Source organism: Paracoccus sp. J56 (assembly GCF_019633685.1).
GTDB lineage: Bacteria > Pseudomonadota > Alphaproteobacteria > Rhodobacterales > Rhodobacteraceae > Paracoccus > Paracoccus kondratievae.
On sequence record NZ_JAFL01000013.1, the window covers coordinates 19,298 to 36,354 of the forward strand.

18 protein-coding genes and 1 tRNA gene are annotated in these 17,057 nt (G+C 61.1%); 8 read left to right on the top strand and 11 right to left on the bottom strand.

Annotation, left to right across the window (positions count from 1 at the left end; genetic code table 11):
- The first annotated feature begins 49 nt into the window (after positions 1–49).
- Together M511_RS11105 and M511_RS11110 are read left to right on the top strand one after the other, a co-directional pair.
- The gene (locus tag M511_RS11105) at positions 50–382 is read left to right on the top strand and encodes a TfoX/Sxy family protein (RefSeq protein WP_085502219.1); all 333 of its coding nucleotides are present in this window, start codon (positions 50–52) and stop codon (positions 380–382) included.
- A gap of 132 nt (positions 383–514) precedes the next feature.
- Positions 515–1,876 carry an aminotransferase gene (locus tag M511_RS11110; RefSeq protein WP_040602310.1) on the top strand — a complete coding sequence of 454 codons (1,362 nt, stop codon included), beginning with the start codon at positions 515–517 and terminating at the stop codon, positions 1,874–1,876.
- 19 nt (positions 1,877–1,895) lie between these two features.
- On the opposite strand, the gene M511_RS11115 is transcribed toward M511_RS11110, so the two are convergent.
- Complete coding sequence (locus M511_RS11115) at positions 1,896–2,165, bottom strand: DUF3572 domain-containing protein (RefSeq protein WP_010399665.1); 270 nt, start codon at positions 2,163–2,165, stop codon at positions 1,896–1,898.
- Positions 2,166–2,280: 115 nt separating this feature from the next.
- Between M511_RS11115 and M511_RS11120 the strand changes: the two genes are divergently transcribed.
- From M511_RS11120 to M511_RS11130, 3 genes are all read left to right on the top strand, one after another.
- Positions 2,281–3,669, top strand: coding sequence for a diguanylate cyclase (locus tag M511_RS11120; protein ID WP_085502220.1), 1,389 nt, complete (start codon positions 2,281–2,283; stop codon positions 3,667–3,669).
- A 105-nt stretch (positions 3,670–3,774) separates the two neighbouring features.
- Positions 3,775–4,209, top strand: a complete 435-nt coding sequence (locus tag M511_RS11125) for a DUF983 domain-containing protein (protein ID WP_085502221.1) — start codon at positions 3,775–3,777, stop codon at positions 4,207–4,209.
- Positions 4,206–4,931, top strand: a complete 726-nt coding sequence (locus M511_RS11130; RefSeq protein WP_010399672.1) for an NUDIX domain-containing protein — start codon at positions 4,206–4,208, stop codon at positions 4,929–4,931. Before M511_RS11125 ends, M511_RS11130 begins: the two co-directional genes overlap by 4 nt.
- A 21-nt stretch (positions 4,932–4,952) precedes the next feature.
- On the opposite strand, the gene M511_RS11135 is transcribed toward M511_RS11130, so the two are convergent.
- From M511_RS11135 to M511_RS11165, 7 genes are all read right to left on the bottom strand, one after another.
- Positions 4,953–5,723 (bottom strand): enoyl-CoA hydratase-related protein, encoded by a 771-nt coding sequence (locus M511_RS11135; RefSeq protein WP_010399674.1) that lies wholly within the window; start codon positions 5,721–5,723, stop codon positions 4,953–4,955.
- A 63-nt stretch (positions 5,724–5,786) separates the two neighbouring features.
- On the bottom strand, positions 5,787–6,239 hold the full coding sequence (locus M511_RS11140) for a cytochrome c-type biogenesis protein (protein ID WP_010399675.1): 453 nt from the start codon (positions 6,237–6,239) through the stop codon (positions 5,787–5,789).
- 3 nt (positions 6,240–6,242) lie between these two features.
- On the bottom strand, positions 6,243–8,204 hold the full coding sequence (locus M511_RS11145) for a heme lyase CcmF/NrfE family subunit (RefSeq protein ID WP_085502222.1): 1,962 nt from the start codon (positions 8,202–8,204) through the stop codon (positions 6,243–6,245).
- A gap of 88 nt (positions 8,205–8,292) precedes the next feature.
- Positions 8,293–8,823, bottom strand: a complete 531-nt coding sequence (locus tag M511_RS11150; protein WP_406611634.1) for a holin family protein — start codon at positions 8,821–8,823, stop codon at positions 8,293–8,295.
- A complete protein-coding gene (locus M511_RS11155; RefSeq protein ID WP_085502224.1) occupies positions 8,814–9,425 on the bottom strand; it encodes a holin-associated N-acetylmuramidase in 612 nt (203 codons plus the stop codon). Before M511_RS11155 ends, M511_RS11150 begins: the two co-directional genes overlap by 10 nt.
- A gap of 75 nt (positions 9,426–9,500) precedes the next feature.
- The gene (ccmE, locus tag M511_RS11160) at positions 9,501–9,944 is read right to left on the bottom strand and encodes a cytochrome c maturation protein CcmE (protein WP_010399685.1); all 444 of its coding nucleotides are present in this window, start codon (positions 9,942–9,944) and stop codon (positions 9,501–9,503) included.
- Positions 9,945–9,962: 18 nt separating this feature from the next.
- Complete coding sequence (locus M511_RS11165; protein ID WP_010399687.1) at positions 9,963–10,775, bottom strand: glutamate racemase; 813 nt, start codon at positions 10,773–10,775, stop codon at positions 9,963–9,965.
- A 487-nt stretch (positions 10,776–11,262) separates the two neighbouring features.
- Here M511_RS11165 and M511_RS11170 point away from each other — a divergent pair, with 487 nt between their 5' ends.
- Together M511_RS11170 and purL are read left to right on the top strand one after the other, a co-directional pair.
- On the top strand, positions 11,263–12,183 hold the full coding sequence (locus M511_RS11170; RefSeq protein WP_010399690.1) for a LysR family transcriptional regulator: 921 nt from the start codon (positions 11,263–11,265) through the stop codon (positions 12,181–12,183).
- Positions 12,184–12,486: 303 nt separating this feature from the next.
- Positions 12,487–14,655 (top strand): phosphoribosylformylglycinamidine synthase subunit PurL, encoded by a 2,169-nt coding sequence (gene purL, locus M511_RS11175; RefSeq protein ID WP_085502225.1) that lies wholly within the window; start codon positions 12,487–12,489, stop codon positions 14,653–14,655.
- 345 nt (positions 14,656–15,000) lie between these two features.
- On the opposite strand, the gene M511_RS11180 is transcribed toward purL, so the two are convergent.
- Together M511_RS11180 and M511_RS11185 are read right to left on the bottom strand one after the other, a co-directional pair.
- The gene (locus tag M511_RS11180; protein WP_139824576.1) at positions 15,001–15,264 is read right to left on the bottom strand and encodes a DUF7716 domain-containing protein; all 264 of its coding nucleotides are present in this window, start codon (positions 15,262–15,264) and stop codon (positions 15,001–15,003) included.
- Between the two features lie 180 nt (positions 15,265–15,444).
- Positions 15,445–16,491, bottom strand: coding sequence for a DUF6630 family protein (locus tag M511_RS11185; protein ID WP_221397286.1), 1,047 nt, complete (start codon positions 16,489–16,491; stop codon positions 15,445–15,447).
- A gap of 183 nt (positions 16,492–16,674) precedes the next feature.
- Between M511_RS11185 and M511_RS11190 the strand changes: the two genes are divergently transcribed.
- Positions 16,675–16,833, top strand: coding sequence for a hypothetical protein (locus tag M511_RS11190; protein ID WP_176224543.1), 159 nt, complete (start codon positions 16,675–16,677; stop codon positions 16,831–16,833).
- 146 nt (positions 16,834–16,979) lie between these two features.
- Here the strand turns inward: M511_RS11190 and M511_RS11195 are convergent.
- Positions 16,980–17,056, bottom strand: a tRNA-Arg gene (locus M511_RS11195).
- Position 17,057 lies beyond the last annotated feature (1 nt).

The window sequence follows — 17,057 nt, forward strand, 5'->3', positions numbered from 1 at the left end:
GGTCCGCATGCTGATACAGGAATAAGCCCGGCTTGGAAAGTGTGGCGAGATGAGCGACCTGACCTCAGTCCCGAATATCGGCCCTGCGACCGCCCGCACCCTGATCGGGGCCGGGATCCCCGATGCCGCGACCCTGCGCCGCCTCGGCGCGCATGAGGCCTATCGCACCCTGATCAACGCCGGAGAGCGGCCCCATTTCATCGGCTATTACGTCCTGCATATGGGGTTGCAAGGCAGGCCGTGGAACGATTGCCGGGGCGCAGAAAAAGCGGCGCTGCGCGCGCAATTCGATGCGCTGGTGGCCGAGACACGCGCCAACCCGCTCAGCGCCATCGAGGCTGAGCTTGACCAGATTGGCCTGCCTCGCCCGGCGGCAGTTTAACCGTCCCGGCTGGCAGTTTGCCAAAGGGCGACCCCCGCGCCCGGCACTTGGCCCAAAGGGCCACACCGCCCCATTGAACCGCCTCTGACGCCCGGATAGCCTGCAGATAAAGCGCAGATGGAGGCTGACGAGATGAACAAACCGCAAAGCTGGGAAGCCCGGGCCGAGACCTATTCGCTCTATGGTTTCACCGACATGCCTTCGCTGCATCAGCGCGGCACGGTCGTCGTGACCCATGGCGAGGGACCCTATATCGTCGATGTGAATGGCCGGCGTTATCTGGACGCCAACTCGGGCCTGTGGAACATGGTCGCGGGCTTTGACCACAAGGGGCTGATCGACGCCGCCAAGGCCCAATACGAGCGTTTTCCCGGTTATCACGCCTTTTTCGGCCGCATGTCCGATCAGACGGTAATGCTGTCGGAAAAGCTGGTCGAGGTGTCGCCCTTTGATTCGGGCCGGGTGTTCTATACAAACTCGGGGTCCGAGGCGAATGACACCATGGTCAAGATGCTATGGTTCCTGCATGCAGCCGAGGGCAAACCGCAAAAGCGCAAGATCCTGACCCGCTGGAACGCCTATCACGGCGTGACCGCCGTTTCGGCCAGCATGACCGGCAAGCCCTATAATTCGGTCTTTGGCCTGCCGCTGCCGGGCTTTGTGCATCTGACCTGCCCGCATTACTGGCGCTATGGCGAAGAGGGCGAAACCGAAGAGCAGTTCGTCGCCCGCCTCGCCCGCGAGCTGGAGGAAACGATCCAGCGCGAGGGCGCCGACACCATCGCCGGTTTCTTTGCCGAACCGGTGATGGGCGCGGGCGGCGTGATTCCTCCGGCCAAGGGGTATTTCCAGGCGATCCTGCCAATCCTGCGCAAATATGACATCCCGGTCATCTCGGACGAGGTGATCTGCGGTTTCGGACGCACCGGTAACACCTGGGGCTGCGTGACCTATGACTTTACACCCGATGCAATCATCTCGTCCAAGAATCTTACAGCGGGCTTTTTCCCCATGGGGGCGGTGATCCTTGGCCCGGAGCTTTCCAAACGGCTGGAAACCGCAATCGAGGCGATCGAGGAATTCCCCCATGGCTTTACCGCCTCGGGCCATCCGGTCGGCTGTGCTATTGCGCTGAAAGCAATCGACGTGGTGATGAATGAAGGGCTGGCTGAGAACGTCCGCCGCCTTGCCCCGCGTTTCGAGGAAAGGCTGAAACATATCGCCGAGCGCCCGAACATCGGTGAATATCGCGGCATCGGCTTCATGTGGGCGCTGGAGGCTGTCAAGGACAAGGCAAGCAAGACGCCGTTCGACGGCAACCTGTCGGTCAGCGAGCGTATCGCCAATACCTGCACCGATCTGGGGCTGATTTGCCGGCCGCTTGGTCAGTCCGTCGTCCTTTGTCCGCCCTTTATCCTGACCGAGGCGCAGATGGATGAGATGTTCGATAAACTCGAAAAAGCCCTTGATAAGGTCTTTGCCGAGGTTGCCTGACCTGACTTGGGCGACCCCCCTACCAGGGGTCGCCCCCACCCAGAACCACACGCGCCATCTGCACCCGCTGCGGGGCGATATGTTCGCTTTCAGCGAAATCCAGCACGCGCTGATCATTTTCAAGCAGAAAATCCAGCACAAAAACCGCGAATTCCGGCCGCGCAGCCATGGCACGCAAACCAGCGGCATCGCTGCCCGATTGCATCAACAGCACCCGGACCAGTTCTGCATCCCTGGCGATATAGGCAAAGCCTGCATCTGCGATATCTCGCGCCTCTTTCGGTGTCATGCTGCTCTCACATTCTTGAACGATCAGGGCGATTTCACGCGACCCGGAAAGGATTTGTTAAACAATCTGGCGCATGATTGCGGGGCGGGAAAGCTGATAAGAAGCGAAATTGACCATGACAGGGCATATTCTTGTCGTCGACGGCGTACCGACCAATCGCATCACCATGAAGGTGCGGCTGGCTGCGGCATGTTATGAGGTCACGACCGCCACTACGGGGGTCGAGGCGCTGCAGCTCGCCCGGCAGATCCATCCGGATATCGTCCTGATCGGAGGCAGCCTGCGCGATATGGAAGGCGCCGCACTTTGCACGGCTTTGCGGTCGCTGCCCGGCGGCGCCAAGCGGCCAATCCTCGTTCAGGCAAGTGGCGGCGAGCGGGTCGAGGCTCTGCGCGCCGGCGCAGCAGGACTGATTGACCCCGGTGGGGACGATCTGACCTTGCTGGCCCGCATTCGCGGATTGATGCGGCATGAATGCGCAGCGGCCGAGGAATCGATTCCCGGCCTGGCCGAGGAACCTGCGCCATTCCTGGACGACAGCCACTCGCGCGCAGTGTTTATCGCCGACCAGCCAAGCACGGCAATGGGATGGCGCAATGCCCTGCAAAACCGGGTCGATTTCTCCATCTCGATCAGCGAAAGCGAGCGCGCCCTGGCCGAGGCCACCTCGGGGCGGGCTGCCGATCTTTATCTGATTGCGGCGGATATTCAGCAGCCTGGCGACGGGCTGCGTCTCTTGTCCGAACTGCGCTCGCGTCCGCTGTCGCGCGACGCAGGCCTCGTCGTCGCGCTGCGGCCAGATCAGGCGGTAATGATGCCGGTCGCGCTGGATCTCGGCGCGGGGGATGTACTGCCCTGGAACCTTGCCAGCCCACAGACCGCGCCCGAAGCGGCGATTCGCCTGCAAACGCAACTTGCACGCAAGCAGCTCGCCGACCACCGCCGGCAAGAGACTCAGCGCAACATGCGCTGGGCGATGACCGATCCGCTGACCGGGCTTCACAATCGGCGCTTTGCCCTGCCACGCCTCGCAGAGCTGGCCGCCGAAGCCCGCGAAGTTCAGATAGATCTGGCCGTGATGCTGCTGGATCTCGACCGTTTCAAACAGGTCAATGACATCCACGGCCATCCCGCCGGCGACGCGGTACTCACCGAAACGGCCGCCCGCCTCGCTGCCACTTTGCCCGAACACGCCTTGCTTGCCCGCATAGGCGGAGAAGAGTTCCTGGCAGTCGTACCCGATTGCTCTGGGCAGGGGGCGCGGCGTGTGGCTGAGCAGATGCGCCACGCGGTCATGGCCAGCCCCGTCACCCTGCCCCCGGGGGGGCTCGGCAAGGAGCTGACCGTCACCGTTTCCGTCGGCGTGGTGGTCGGTCAGGGACGAGGTGACGCGCTTTCGCTTGAACCCGACGTTCTGCTTGCCAGCGCCGACCGGGCGCTTTTGAATGCCAAATCCTCGGGGCGAAACCGCATCGTCATGGCCTCGCATATAGCTATGGCATGAACTCCGCATGCAGCCGATTGTCGCGCCCGGATCCGACTCCCGCCGTACTTTCCTTTCGGGGGCGGTTGTCCTACATAGTTTGGGAACAGGAAAGGAACGTGCCCAATGGCTCATGCCGCCTCGCCCAATGCCTATTCCGATGCCGCCCAGCCCGAGCGTCCCGTCAAGCCCGCGATCCTGCGTGGCGCTATGGGCCGCTGCCCAAGCTGTGGGCATGGCCGGCTGTTCAAAGGCTATCTGACCGTCCGCGCAGCATGCCCGCATTGCGGAGAAGAGCTGCACCACCAGCGCGCCGATGACGGGCCGGCTTACCTGACCATCCTTTTGGTCTCGCATCTCGGCGCGCCGCTGCTTTTGGCAATCTTCATGGCATATCGGCCCTCGGCCATGGCCATGCTGATCGGCTTTGGCCTTGGCGCGGTGGTTCTGTCTCTGCTGCTGCTGCCGCGGATCAAGGGAGGGATGATCGGCTTTCAATGGGCGCGCCGCATGCATGGCTTTGGCGGGAACTCAGCCAGAGTCGAGGCCGGCGCGCCGTGACTACCGCAACCGGGATCCTTACCCCCAATCGCGCCACCAGAGAGCAGCCGATCCGCGATGCCGCCACCGTCATTGTGCTTGATCGCAATACGCCGGATGGGCCATCGGTCCTGATGGGCCAAAGGGGTGCTTCGGCCGCCTTCATGCCCTCAAAGTACGTCTTTCCTGGCGGCGCAGTCGACGCGGCCGACGCAGATGTGCAATTTGCTGCGGAGTTGCAGCAACAGACGGCCGCACTATTGGCGGCAGAACCACGTGAAGATGTGCAGGTGTCGCCCCGTGCACTCGCCGCCGCCGCTCTGCGCGAGCTCGCTGAGGAAACCGGGCTGATGATCGGCCCCCCCGGCCCCGCCCCAAGCGGATGGAGCCATTATGCCGACGCGGGTCTGGCCCCCGATCCCTCAACGCTGATCTATATGTTCCGCGCGATCACCCCGCCCGGCCGTCCGCGCCGTTTTGATGCACGTTTCCTGCTGCTTGACGCCGAGCGGCTGCATGGCAACCGGCATGATTTCAGCGGCGCCTGTGACGAACTCTCACATCTGCACTGGGTGCCGTTAACCGAGGCGCGGGCACTAGATCTTCCCTTCATCACCGAGGTGGTGTTGGCCGAGGTGGCAAGCCTGCTGTCCAGCGCCGGCACCGGGCCACTTGGGCCACCGCAGTCCGTACCATTCTTTGACAACCGGGCGGCGACACCACGATTTATGCGTATCGCCTGAAGCCGCCCGGCTATCTTGGCTTCACCGCCCCCTAAAGCGGGGGGCGCGTTTTTCCAGAAATGCCGTAACACCCTCTGCGAAATCGGCGGTTCGGGCCATTTCTCCCTGCAATTTCGCCTCAAGCTTCAGTTGGCTGGCCATATTGTTTCCACTTGAGGCCCGCAGAGCCTGGCGGATGGCCAGAAAGGCCGCTGTCGGCCCTTCGGCCAGCGATTTGGCGCGGGCAGCAATCACCGAATCAAACTCAGCGTCCGAAACCGCCTCCCAGATCAGGCCCCACTCTGCCGCCTTGGCAGCCGGGATACGGTCGGCGAAAAGCATCATCCCCATGGCCCGCGGCACCCCGACCGAGCGTGGCACGATATAGGTCCCGCCCGCGTCGGGGATCAGCCCGATGCGACTGAATGCCTGCACAAAACCGGCACTTTCCGCAGCGATCACCACGTCGGCGGCCAGCGCCAGATTAGCCCCCGCCCCTGCCGCGATCCCGTTTACCGCTGCAATCACCGGGACCGGAGCATCGGCGATCGCGGCCAGCATCGGCTCATATTCCTCGCGCAGGATCTCTTCGACGTTGAAGCCCGCAGTCGCATCCGTCAGATCCTGACCCGAACAGAAACCGCGCCCGTTCCCGGTCAGCACCACACAGCGTGTGCCCTGCGGCAGGTTCATCATCGCAGAAACAATCTCAGCCCGCATGGTGCGGTTAAGCGCGTTCACAACGTCAGGCCGATTCAGCGCCAGACGTGTGATTCCGTCCTGACTCGTCAGTTCAATTGTCTGAAAGCTCATCCTCATTCCCCTCTTTCAGCCATCCTGCCGAAGAGCGGCACAGGGGGAAAGCCCGACCCAGCGTCAGTCGCGCATGATCTTGTCAAGCCGGGCCTTTTCCTCGTCGCTAAGCTCAGTCGGGCCCACTTCGGCCACATTCCGCGACCGCAGGAAGCGCCAGCCCAGCACAAGTGCAAGCAGCGCCATGACCGGTCCGGCAAGATAAAGCAGCCAATTCACGCCCTGCGCCGGAGGTTCAAAGAGAACGTATTCACCGAAACGGTCTGCGACCGCCTGAATCGCCTGATCATTACTGTCGCCTGCGACCAGCCTCTCGCGCAGATAAAGCCGTAGGTCACGGCTGATCGGAGCGTTTGATTCGTCGATCGTCTCACCCTGACAGACTGGGCAGCGCAGCACGCGCGAGATCTCGCGCGCCCGTGCCTCAAGCGCGGGATCGGCCAGCACCTCGTCGGGCTGAACCGCAAAGGCAGGAAACGCGAATACAAGCGACAGGCAAAGAAGCAGGATGCGCATGTTTCACTCGGCCGGCTGAGGGCTGGGACGGGACTGACGCGCACCGGCTGCAACGCGATAGCGACGGTCCGACAGGCTGATGCAACCGCCAAGCGCCATCAAAGCCACACCAAGCCAGATCCAGCTGGCAAAGGGTTTGATATAGGTGCGGACCGCCCAGCCTCCGTCAGGCTGCGTATCGCCGATCACCAGATAAAGGTCGCGGAACATACCGTTCTGGATCGCCGCCTCGGTCGTTGGCATTGCCTGAACCGGATAGATCCGCTTTTCGGGATAAAGCACCGCGACCTGACGGCCATCACGGGTGACCTTCATCGTCGCAACGGTGGCCTGATAGTTCGGGCCGGGACGCTCGTCTACCTCGGTAAGGGTGATGTCATAGGCAGAGACGCGGAACGTCTCGCCAATGTGGGCGACGCGAATATCCTCGACCTGCCAGGCCATCAGAAGGCTGATGCCGATAAAGGTAACGCCCAGCCCGGCATGGGCCACCGCCTTACCCCAATCAGCGCGCGGCAGCCGCCGCAGGCGCGCAAAACCCGAACTTCCGGTGCGCAACCACAAATCCGCAACCGCGCCGCCGACCAGCCATACCCCCAGCCCGCCTCCGATCACGGCAAGCGCAGAACGCCCGGTCGAGACCGCAAAGATCAGCGCCATGACAGCCCCGGTCAGTACCAGTGCCCCGCGCAGCGGATATAGCACACGGGCAAGCCGGCCGCGTTTCCACGGCAGGATGGCCCCCAGCGGCAGAATGATCGCCAGCGCCACCATGAAGGGCGTAAAGGCCTGCTCAAAGAACGGCGCGCCAACCGATAGCTTGCGATCCCACAGCATTTCGGCAACCAGAGGCCACATCGTCCCGACAAAGACCACAAAGGCTGAGACAGCCAGCAGGATGTTGTTGAGCACCAACGCCCCTTCGCGTGATACGGGGGCGAATGCACCCCGCGCCTGCATCGCCGGGGCACGGAAGGTGAACAGCGTCAGCGCCCCACCCAGAAATACCCCGAGGATCAGCAAGATGAACACGCCGCGCTCGGGGTCGCTGGCAAAGCTGTGAACCGAGGTGATGACGCCAGAACGCACAATGAAAGTACCGATCAGCGAAAAGCCAAAGGCCATGATCGCCAGCAGGATGGTCCAGCTTTTCAGCACTTCGCGCTTTTCGACGACAATGGCCGAATGCAGCAGCGCAGCCGCAATAAGCCAGGGCATGAAGCTGGCATTTTCGACCGGGTCCCAGAACCAGAAGCCACCCCAGCCGAGTTCGTAATAGGCCCACCACGAACCAAGGCCGATACCGATGGTCAGAAATATCCAGGCGGCCAGCGTCCAGGGCCGCACCCAACGCGCCCACGCGGCATCGACACGCCCCTCGATCAGCGCGGCGACCGCAAAGCTGAAGGCCATGCTAAGCCCGACATAGCCAAGATAAAGAAACGGCGGATGAAAGGCGAGGCCCGGGTCCTGCAGCAACGGATTCAGGTCGCGGCCATTGAAAGGCGGGCTAGCCATGCGCAGGAACGGGTTCGAGGTGAATAGAATAAAGGCAAGAAACGACATGCCAATTGCCGCCTGCACTGCCAGCACCCGCGCCCGCAGTTTCGGCGGCAGGTTGGCGTCAAAGACCGCGACCGCCGCCCCAAAAAGCGACAGGATCAACACCCACAGCAGCATCGAGCCTTCGTGGTTTCCCCAGACGCCGCTGATCTTGTAGATCATCGGCTTGGCGGTATGCGAGTTCTCATAGACCAGTGCGACCGAAAAATCCGAGGTGACAAAGGCCACGGTCAGCGCCGCAAAGGAAATGCCGATCAGGCCGAATTGCGCCAGCGCAGCGGGGCGCGCGGCCTCGATCCAGCCACTCCACCCCCGGGCGGCACCGACCATCGGCACGATGACCTGAAAGATCGCCACCGCAAGGGCGAGGATCAGGGCGAAATGGCCAAGTTCGGCGATCATAGGCTTCCTCCGGGTGGCTGGCCCGCACAATAGCGACGGCGCGGACAGCAAACCAGCCCTCCGCGCCTGCCATCTTGTCACAGCCTCGCTAGCGTGTCCCGCCAGCAGCAAGCCAATCGCTCAAGGCCGGGTTGTCGGCTACACTCTCGGCCCGATCTGCCTGTGCCGTCGCAAGAGGTTTTACCCCCATCTGTCCCGGACCTGCACTTGCCGGAATGATCGGCCGGGTACGGAAATAATGCGCCTCACGCGCACCAAAGTAAAAGCTGATGACAGCACCCAGCAGCCACCACAACGGTTCGGGAACAAGGTTCAGCCCCTGCATACGCAGACCGAACCCTTCGGGATCAGCCATGGCATAGACGAACAGTCCGACCGTCCCCAGCGTCATCAGCGGTCGCGGCAGACGGTTCAGCCCGTTCATCAGGCTGTCGAACCAGTTGCAGGGCTGGATCGAGAACTCGGCCCCGTACTGGGCAATCGCGCGGGCATAGGCCTCTTCGTCCAGCTCCATGCGGCGGGTCGCGTTCTCACGAAACAGTCCCGCCATGCCGGTTGCGGCATTGGTTACGGTGGCGACAGCGGCGCCGGCACCCAGGAAACGATCCATTACCCCCATTTTGCGATCCTCTCGCGATGTTCTGTCATGGTCAGGTGATAGCGGGCCGAGATAAATTCTTCGGCACGCCGGATCCATCCGCCCTTGCCCCCCGAACGCGTACGGGCGAATTTTCGGCTGGCCGGACGGGTGTCAGCCAGCGCGTAGTAGTAATTGCGCCTCGCAATACCATAAGCGTCAGCGAAATGATCGGGCGCAGCGGCATCGGCCTGATGTGCCGCAGTGATCGTCAAAGGCCCGACGATGCCGTCATCCGCGATCAGAAACCCCATCTGAGAGATCAGCCGTTGCAGGATCTTCACTGCATTGGCCCCGGCATTGACATACATGTCAAAGACGGACGGCTGCACCGATTGAGGCAGCTCGGCAAGACGCGGCCTGCGAAAGTAATGCTCGACAAGAATGGCGTTCGCGTCAGCGCGGGTCAGTGCCTTGACATCCGCCGCATCAATCCGCCCGTCGCCGGTCTTGTCGATACCAAGCCGCCTTAACGTCGCAAGTGTGACGCCGAAATTTGTCGCCCCACCCGGATCGTCGGGATCGTTTACATATCCACCTTCGCGGGCGACGATTTCGGCCGCGATCTGTTCTACAGTCTTCATTCCAGCCCCCGGTCTGAAAGAGACCAAAAGCTGGAGAAGTCAGGTTAACGGGCGGTTACCACAGCGCGCGTTGCGTCAGGAGTTCGGATCCTCGTAAACGCCCTGTTCCTTAAGCGAATCTATCACCTCACGAGGCATATAATTCTCGTCATGCTTGGCGAGAATTTCGGTGGCGATGAAGGTGTCACCCTCCATCCGACCGGTACCGATCATGCCCTGACCCTCGGCGAAAAGGTCGGGCAGAACACCGGTAAAGCGCACGGGAATGCTCGCGCCGCCATCCGTGACGCGAAAGCTGACCGTTTCACCCGCGCCACGGATCAGGGTGCCGTCCTCGACCAGGCCTCCAAGGCGGAAAATCTCGCCCAGAGATGGCGGATTCTCGGCCATCTGGCTGGGCGAACGGTAAAGGTTGATGCCATCACGAAACCCATATCCGATCAGCCCCACCGCCAGAACAAGGGCCACCGCAGCAGCGATGATGATCTGGATACGACGCTTTTTCTTAAGTGATTTCATGGTATAAACTTCCCAAGTTCAGGCACCTTCAAACCTGATCGAATGGCGCATGAACTGTGTTGCCTTGCCCGAAACCCGCGTGGGATCGCCGGTGGTCAGAAAACGCGAGACCGTGCCTTTCCCGACCATTTCCGGGTGGCGGCCCAGATAATCCTCAAGGCTTTCGGCAACCAGGTTGGGCTGGGAGTAAACCTTGACCTTAGGCCCCAGCGCCTTCTGGAACGCGTCCTGAACAAGAGGATAATGGGTGCAGCCAAGGATCGCCGCCTCGGGATGGGGCATCCGGCGCAGCAGCGCCTCGACATGAGAGGTCACCAGCGCCTCGGCCAGAATTTCATCACCCATCTCGATCGCATCGACGACACCGCCGCAGGGCTGCGCCTCGACGTCGACGCCAATGGCACGGAACGCAAGCTCGCGTTGAAAGGCGCGGCTGGCGACCGTCGCGGGGGTGGCAAACAGCGCCACATGCTTAACTGCGACCTCGCGCGGCGGAGAGTTGTCACCCCAGCCCCGTTCCGTCAGCGCCTCGATCATCGGGACAAAGACGCCAAGCACCCGCTTATCCGAAGGAAGCCAGGTCTCTTGCATGCGTTTCAGCGCAGCGGCCGAGGCCGTGTTGCACGCAAGGATAACCAGATCGCAACCTTCGGCCCACAGCCGTTCGACCCCGGCACAGGTCAGGTTGAAAATGTCATCGGCATCGCGCACGCCATAAGGCGCATGGGCGTTGTCGCCCAGATAGACCAGCGGCAGGTCAGGCATTCGGGCGGCTATTGCGGCCAGCACTGTCAGACCGCCCAAACCCGAATCGAATACGCCTACTGCCATGATCAGCCTCCTGCACGCGACGCGCCTTTTTAGGACGCACGGCCTCTGATTGCCATGATTTATGTCAGGCTGCACCCGTTGGGGCAGCCATGCCCGACCAAGGCCGCAAAACACATACACCGCAAGTCCTTACGGGCCCGGTGCTGCCCTGCCGTGCGCCATGCTTGACCTGCGGCGCAAGGTCGCGCATCACGGCTTTGCCTTTAGCCCAGCTTCGTCGCATTGTCCTGAACGCCAGCCAAAGGCCTTGGGCCGGGCATTGCTGTTCAAAACGGCGTGACCGCCCCTTGGGTTGAATCGCCAGCGCACATGGAATTTTTATGTGCTCTTGCAGCCCTCATCCTTGGCTTGGCCGCTCGCGCGGCAGGACAAGTCAGCAACACTGACCGAGAAACAGTTTTCCCGGCATCTTGCAGACTTGTTCCGCTAACCTACTGTGATAAGGGTTGCACAAAATGCATGGCTGATGCCGCAAGAAAGCATTGTTATGGATTGGGACAAGTTAAGAATATTCCACGCCGTCGCCGACGCGGGCAGCCTGACCCACGCGGGCGATGTGTTGCACCTGTCCCAATCTGCCGTCAGCCGTCAGATCCGTGCGCTTGAGGATTCTCTGGGCACGACCCTGTTCCACCGGCATGCCCGGGGTCTGATCCTGACCGAACAGGGCGAATTGCTGTTCGAGGCGACCTCGTCCATGGTGCGCAAGCTCGACACCACCGCTGCCCGGATCCGCGACAGCGAGGAAGGCGTTTTCGGCGAGCTGAAGGTGACGACCACCACGGGCTTTGGCACGCTGTGGCTGGTGCCGCGTCTGGCCAAGCTTTATGACCGCTATCCCGATCTCAAGATCGACCTGATGCTGGAAGAGCGCGTTCTCGATCTGCCCATGCGCGAGGCAGACGTCGCCATCCGTATGAAAGAGCCGAACCAGCAGGACCTGATCCGCCGCCGGCTGCTCAATATCCGCATGCGCCTTTATGCAACGCCGGAATACCTTGAACGGGCCGGCACCCCCGAACGGGTCGAGGATATGGGCGCGCACCGGCTGATCTGCCAGAACCCGCAGACGCCTCAGGTCAGTTCGGGGGCAGTCCTGTCGCAAATGGTCCTGGCGCAGAACATGAAATCGACGCTGATGGTGAACAACTATTTCGGCGTGCTGCAAGCGGTGCTCAGCCATGTCGGCATCGGCGTGCTGCCTGACTATCTTAGCGTGGACTTTCCAAACCTGATCCGCGTGCTGCCTGATATTCAATCAGGCGAAGTGCCGGTGTTTCTCGCCTTCCCCGAAGAGCTGCGCACCTCGCGCCGGGTCGCGGCCTTCCGTGACTTCGTGCTGGAAGAGATCCAGTCCCTGCGCCGTCAGCAGACCGAGGAGGAAATTGCCAATCCATCCGTGGATTGACCGGTAAAGCGGCAGGAATTCTGCCGTTTTGCACGAGGCATTCGCAGATTGCATATCGGCCATGTGCTGCAATGCGGAAATCAGCCTTGAACCATTCGCCAACTGCACATATTTCCGATCTCGAAGGGGATGATTTGAGGAAACTCTCATCACCTTCAACCTCCCTGTTGGACTTGAGCCGGGCTTTATGCCCGGCTTTTTTTTCGCCCTTTCGTGACCTTGGTGCCGTCCACGCGCGCGAGCCTCTTTCCTAACCGGGCCGTGGCGCTTAAAAGGCCGCAAACCGGGGAAAAGGGCGCCAAGATGAACGAACCGCAGATCACCGAGGAACTGATCGCCGCACATGGGTTAAAGCCTGATGAGTACCAGCGCATCCTCGAGATCATCGGCCGCGAGCCGACTTTCACCGAGCTTGGCATCTTTTCAGCCATGTGGAACGAGCATTGTTCCTACAAGTCGTCCAAGAAATGGCTGCGTACCCTGCCGACCACCGGCCCGCAGGTGATCTGTGGCCCGGGCGAGAATGCAGGTGTTGTGGATATTGGCGACGGTCAGGCCGTGGTCTTCAAGATGGAGAGCCACAACCACCCAAGCTATATCGAACCCCATCAGGGTGCCGCGACCGGTGTTGGCGGCATCCTGCGCGACGTCTTTACCATGGGTGCCCGCCCCATCGCCGCCATGGACGCGCTGTCCTTTGGCCGCCCCGAGCACCCCAAGACCGCCCATCTCGTCAAGGGCGTAGTCGAGGGGATCGGCGCTTATGGCAACGCTTTCGGCGTGCCGAACGTCGGCGGCGAAGTACGCTTCCACAGCAGCTATGATGGCAACTGCCTGGTCAACGCCTTTGCCGCGGGCCTGGCTGACGCCGACAAGATCTTTTATTCGGCGGCCTCGGGCGTCGGCATGCCCGTCGTCTATCTGGGTGCCAAGACCGGCCGCGATGGCGTTGGCGGCGCGACCATGGCCTCGGCCGAATTTGACGACACCATCGAAGAAAAGCGCCCGACCGTGCAGGTCGGCGACCCCTTCACCGAAAAATGCCTGCTCGAAGCCTGCCTTGAATTGATGCAGACGGATTCGGTGATCTCGATCCAGGATATGGGCGCGGCGGGGCTGACCTGTTCGGCCGTCGAGATGGGCGACAAAGGCGGTCTTGGGATCAAGCTGGTGCTCGACAACGTGCCCCAGCGCGAAACCGGCATGACCGCCTACGAGATGATGCTCTCGGAAAGCCAGGAGCGGATGCTCATGGTCCTGAAACCCGAGAAAGAAGCCGAGGCCCGCGCGATCTTTGAGAAATGGGATCTGGATTTTGCCATCGTCGGCGAAACCATCGCCGAGGATCGTTTCCTGATCGTGCACGGAAATGAGGTCAAGGCGGATCTGCCGCTGTCGAAACTCAGCTCCAGCGCCCCTGAATATGACCGTCCCTGGGTCGAGATCCCGGCCGCGGCCGAGATGCCCTCTCTGCCCGCCATCACCCCGATCGCTGCGCTCAAGGCGCTGATCGGCAGCCCCAACCACGCCCATAAAGGCTGGGTCTGGGAACAATATGACACGCAGGTCGGTGCTGATACCGTCCGCCGCCCCGGCCTTGGCGCCGGCGTGGTGCGCGTCCATGGCACGCAAAAGGCCCTGGCCTTTACCAGCGACGTGACCCCGCGCTATGTCCGCGCCAATCCCTATGAAGGCGGCAAACAGGCCGTGGCCGAGGCCTATCGCAACCTGACCGCCTGTGGCGCCCTGCCCTTGGCCGCAACGGACAACCTGAATTTCGGGAATCCTGAAAAACCCGAGATCATGGGGCAATTCGTCGGCGCAATCCGCGGTATCGGCGAGGCATGCAAGGCGCTCGACTTCCCGATCGTTTCGGGCAACGTCTCGCTTTACAATGAAACCGACGGCAAGGGTATTCTGCCCACCCCGACCATTGGCGGCGTCGGCTTGATTGCCGATCTGGACGATCTGATCGCGGGCCTGCCGTCCGAGGGTGATCTGGCGCTGGTCATCGGTGAAACGCGTGGCCACCTTGGCCAGTCGGCGCTTGCCGCCGAGGCCTTTGGTATCGAGGCCGGGGACGCCCCCCATGTGGACCTGAGCGCCGAACGTCGGAATGGTGAATTCCTGCGCGCCGAGCGCAAGCTCGTTTCGGCCGCAACCGACCTGTCGGATGGTGGCCTGGCCCTCGCCGCCTTCGAAATGGCCGAGGCAGCTGGGCTGGGTGTCACGCTTGACAGCGCCGAAATCGCCCAGCTTTTCGGCGAAGATCAGGCCCGCTATCTCGTCGCCTGCTCGTCCGAAAACGCCGCCAAGCTGACCGAGGCCGCCCATGCCGCCGGCGTGCCGCTGGCACAGGTTGGTCGCTTTGGGGGGGAGCAGGTTCAGTTCGGTGGCGATGCAGCACCCTTGGCCGAACTGTCGGGTCTCTACCGTACTGCCTTTGAAAAAAGCCTTAAGCTCGAAGTTTGAGGCGGCCTGCATAAGATCCGGGTGCGCCTTGCCTGGGCGCACCCCCATACCGCTTTGTCCTTGTTGGTCACTGCACCCGCCCAGAACAGCCCCTGCTCTAGCTGATCCGGTGTACAGTCTCAAACACTGATGGTCGGTTTGACAGATGATGGATGGCTAAGCTACATACGGGCCAAAGCCATAATGGGCCCATCGCGTCTCCCTGCCGCGCAGATGCGCATAGCAGCAGAAAAACACTGAAAATCAAAAGCCTATAGCATTGAGACTCTGCCATAGCGATGCGGCAGATCTGCCTGACGATCCCCCCAAAAGCGTTCGGCAAATTCTGATAGATGCCTACGAAGGTCAGAGCACTGCGCCACCGCGAACACCTGCACCCTGCCGAGCTTCACGGGCAACCGCCCATGATGTGCCCAGATCGCACCAAGGCCGATGCCAGGCTTCCGGCAGGTCGTCTTCGCCGTCGTCGACATCGTCCGGATCGTGAACGATACAGGCCGTCGCCAGCGTCAGCCCCTGCGACCTGTCAGCGAAAAGCGCATCGCCCCACAGAAAAGCAGGACAATCAGACAGCACGGCAGCCAACGACAGCATCTGGTGTTGAGTCATATCTGCTGGCTCCTATCGGCCTTGAAGCCATTACGGGTTAATCGTTCTCATGCACCTGCCAGACTCTCCGTCACTGGAAACTGATCCATCGCACCCCTGCCAAGATTGAGCCCCCAAAGGGGGTAGCGCAGTCGGCGACCCCGCAAATACATGTACGGATTGCAGTAGACTGCAGCGGGATCATCGTGACCGGAAGAGTCCGGACAGGCGGCGTGCCCAGCTTGGCTGCAACTGGTCGTTTGGAGAGAGCATTGTTATCTCAAGATCAAGACATTGGCCGAGTTCGATGAACTCTCTCGTCTTCGATAACTCCAACAGGGTGAATAGATAAGAGTCTCCGCCATTGCTGATGAGCACGATGCTCCAGCCCAATTGCTTGAGTTGGCTAGCAGCGCAAAGTAACCAGTAGTCCGCCGTACGATTCTCGCCGTCACTGCTGAGTTTGATAGTCTGCTTGTATTTCGGCGTTACCGCTGCAAGTATAGCGTTGACGTTCCAGGCGACATCTTCTGCATCCGCCTTCCAATCGACCTCGCAGATGTACCGGCTTTCATTGAAGAACCCATCGAAAACGATCGAGCGCCAGGAAAAGTGGCGGCAATCGTGCCCTGACATGCCAGCAAGCAAGCCCTGCGCCATAAGGTAGTTATGCGGGTTGAAGGCCGCAAAAATTACATGGTCCTCAATGTAGGAGCGCGTTTCATGGGTATCGCGCCCGAGAATGGTGCAGAACGCCGCCAGTTCGTCCAGAGGCACGTCATATCGATGAACCATCCGGAGTTTATCTTCGTCGTTCGTCTGAAGGTGGCCGTGCTCGATGGCGTAAGCTTCTACGGCAACGAAGTGCGACACCATCTCCGCCACCATATCCGTAGAAACAAGAGGCGCCCAATACGCTTCAATCTCCTCTATGGTCGGCGTATCGTTCCCCTGCCAAGGCGACCTTTGGGCGCCGGATCGCGTAAAACGTGCGTCCACAACGTCATCAAGAAGGCAGAGGTGAAAGCCTGCAGCATCTGGCTGCATGCGGCCGAAACTGATCGATCGAGGAACATAATATCCCTTGTAGTCGTCATGGGCGTCAGCGCGACGGGTGAACCAGAGCCCACTGAGGCCTGCGCTAAAGCCGTTAGGTAGCGCATCAGCAAGTCGTTCAACGCGTGTGCGAGTTACTACCTCGGAAATGAGTGGGGCGAGCGCTTCGCGTTTCAAATAGTACGGCATCATGGCTCCCGATGGATATCACAAGGGCTCGACAGGAGACTTCCAGCAGAACGGACAGCGGGCGGCATGCATGCCCTGCACCTGATCACGCTGCAAAAGGAAGAGGGGATTGCTCCGTGAAGGCAGGTGCCTTCCGTCGGTAGAGGCTTGGATCTTACAAGCCATGGGCCAGGTTGAGGGGCGAGAATGAACGAAACCGACGAACTGATACGCGCCGAGATTGCCGCTCTCATTAGAGACACCGCACGTATCCGCGAACGACCTGTCTGGCAGCCTATGTTGGCTGGCGCCGCAATTGTTGTTCCGGGTGTCACCCTTGGCGCTGCTCTGGCTTCGCTTAGCTAAGGTGTGAACGTTGTAGCCGCTATATCTGTGGGGTGCGCGGACACTATTGCGATCTATTCCAATGATTTATGAGGTATTCAGCCTGATCGCGAGGCAGCTCCCGTGATCAAAAAGGCAAAACTATCTGCCTTTTCTCAGTTCTGAAATGGCGCACCCGACAGGATTCGAACCTGTGACCTTCGCCTTCGGAGGGCGACACTCTATCCAGCTGAGCTACGGGTGCA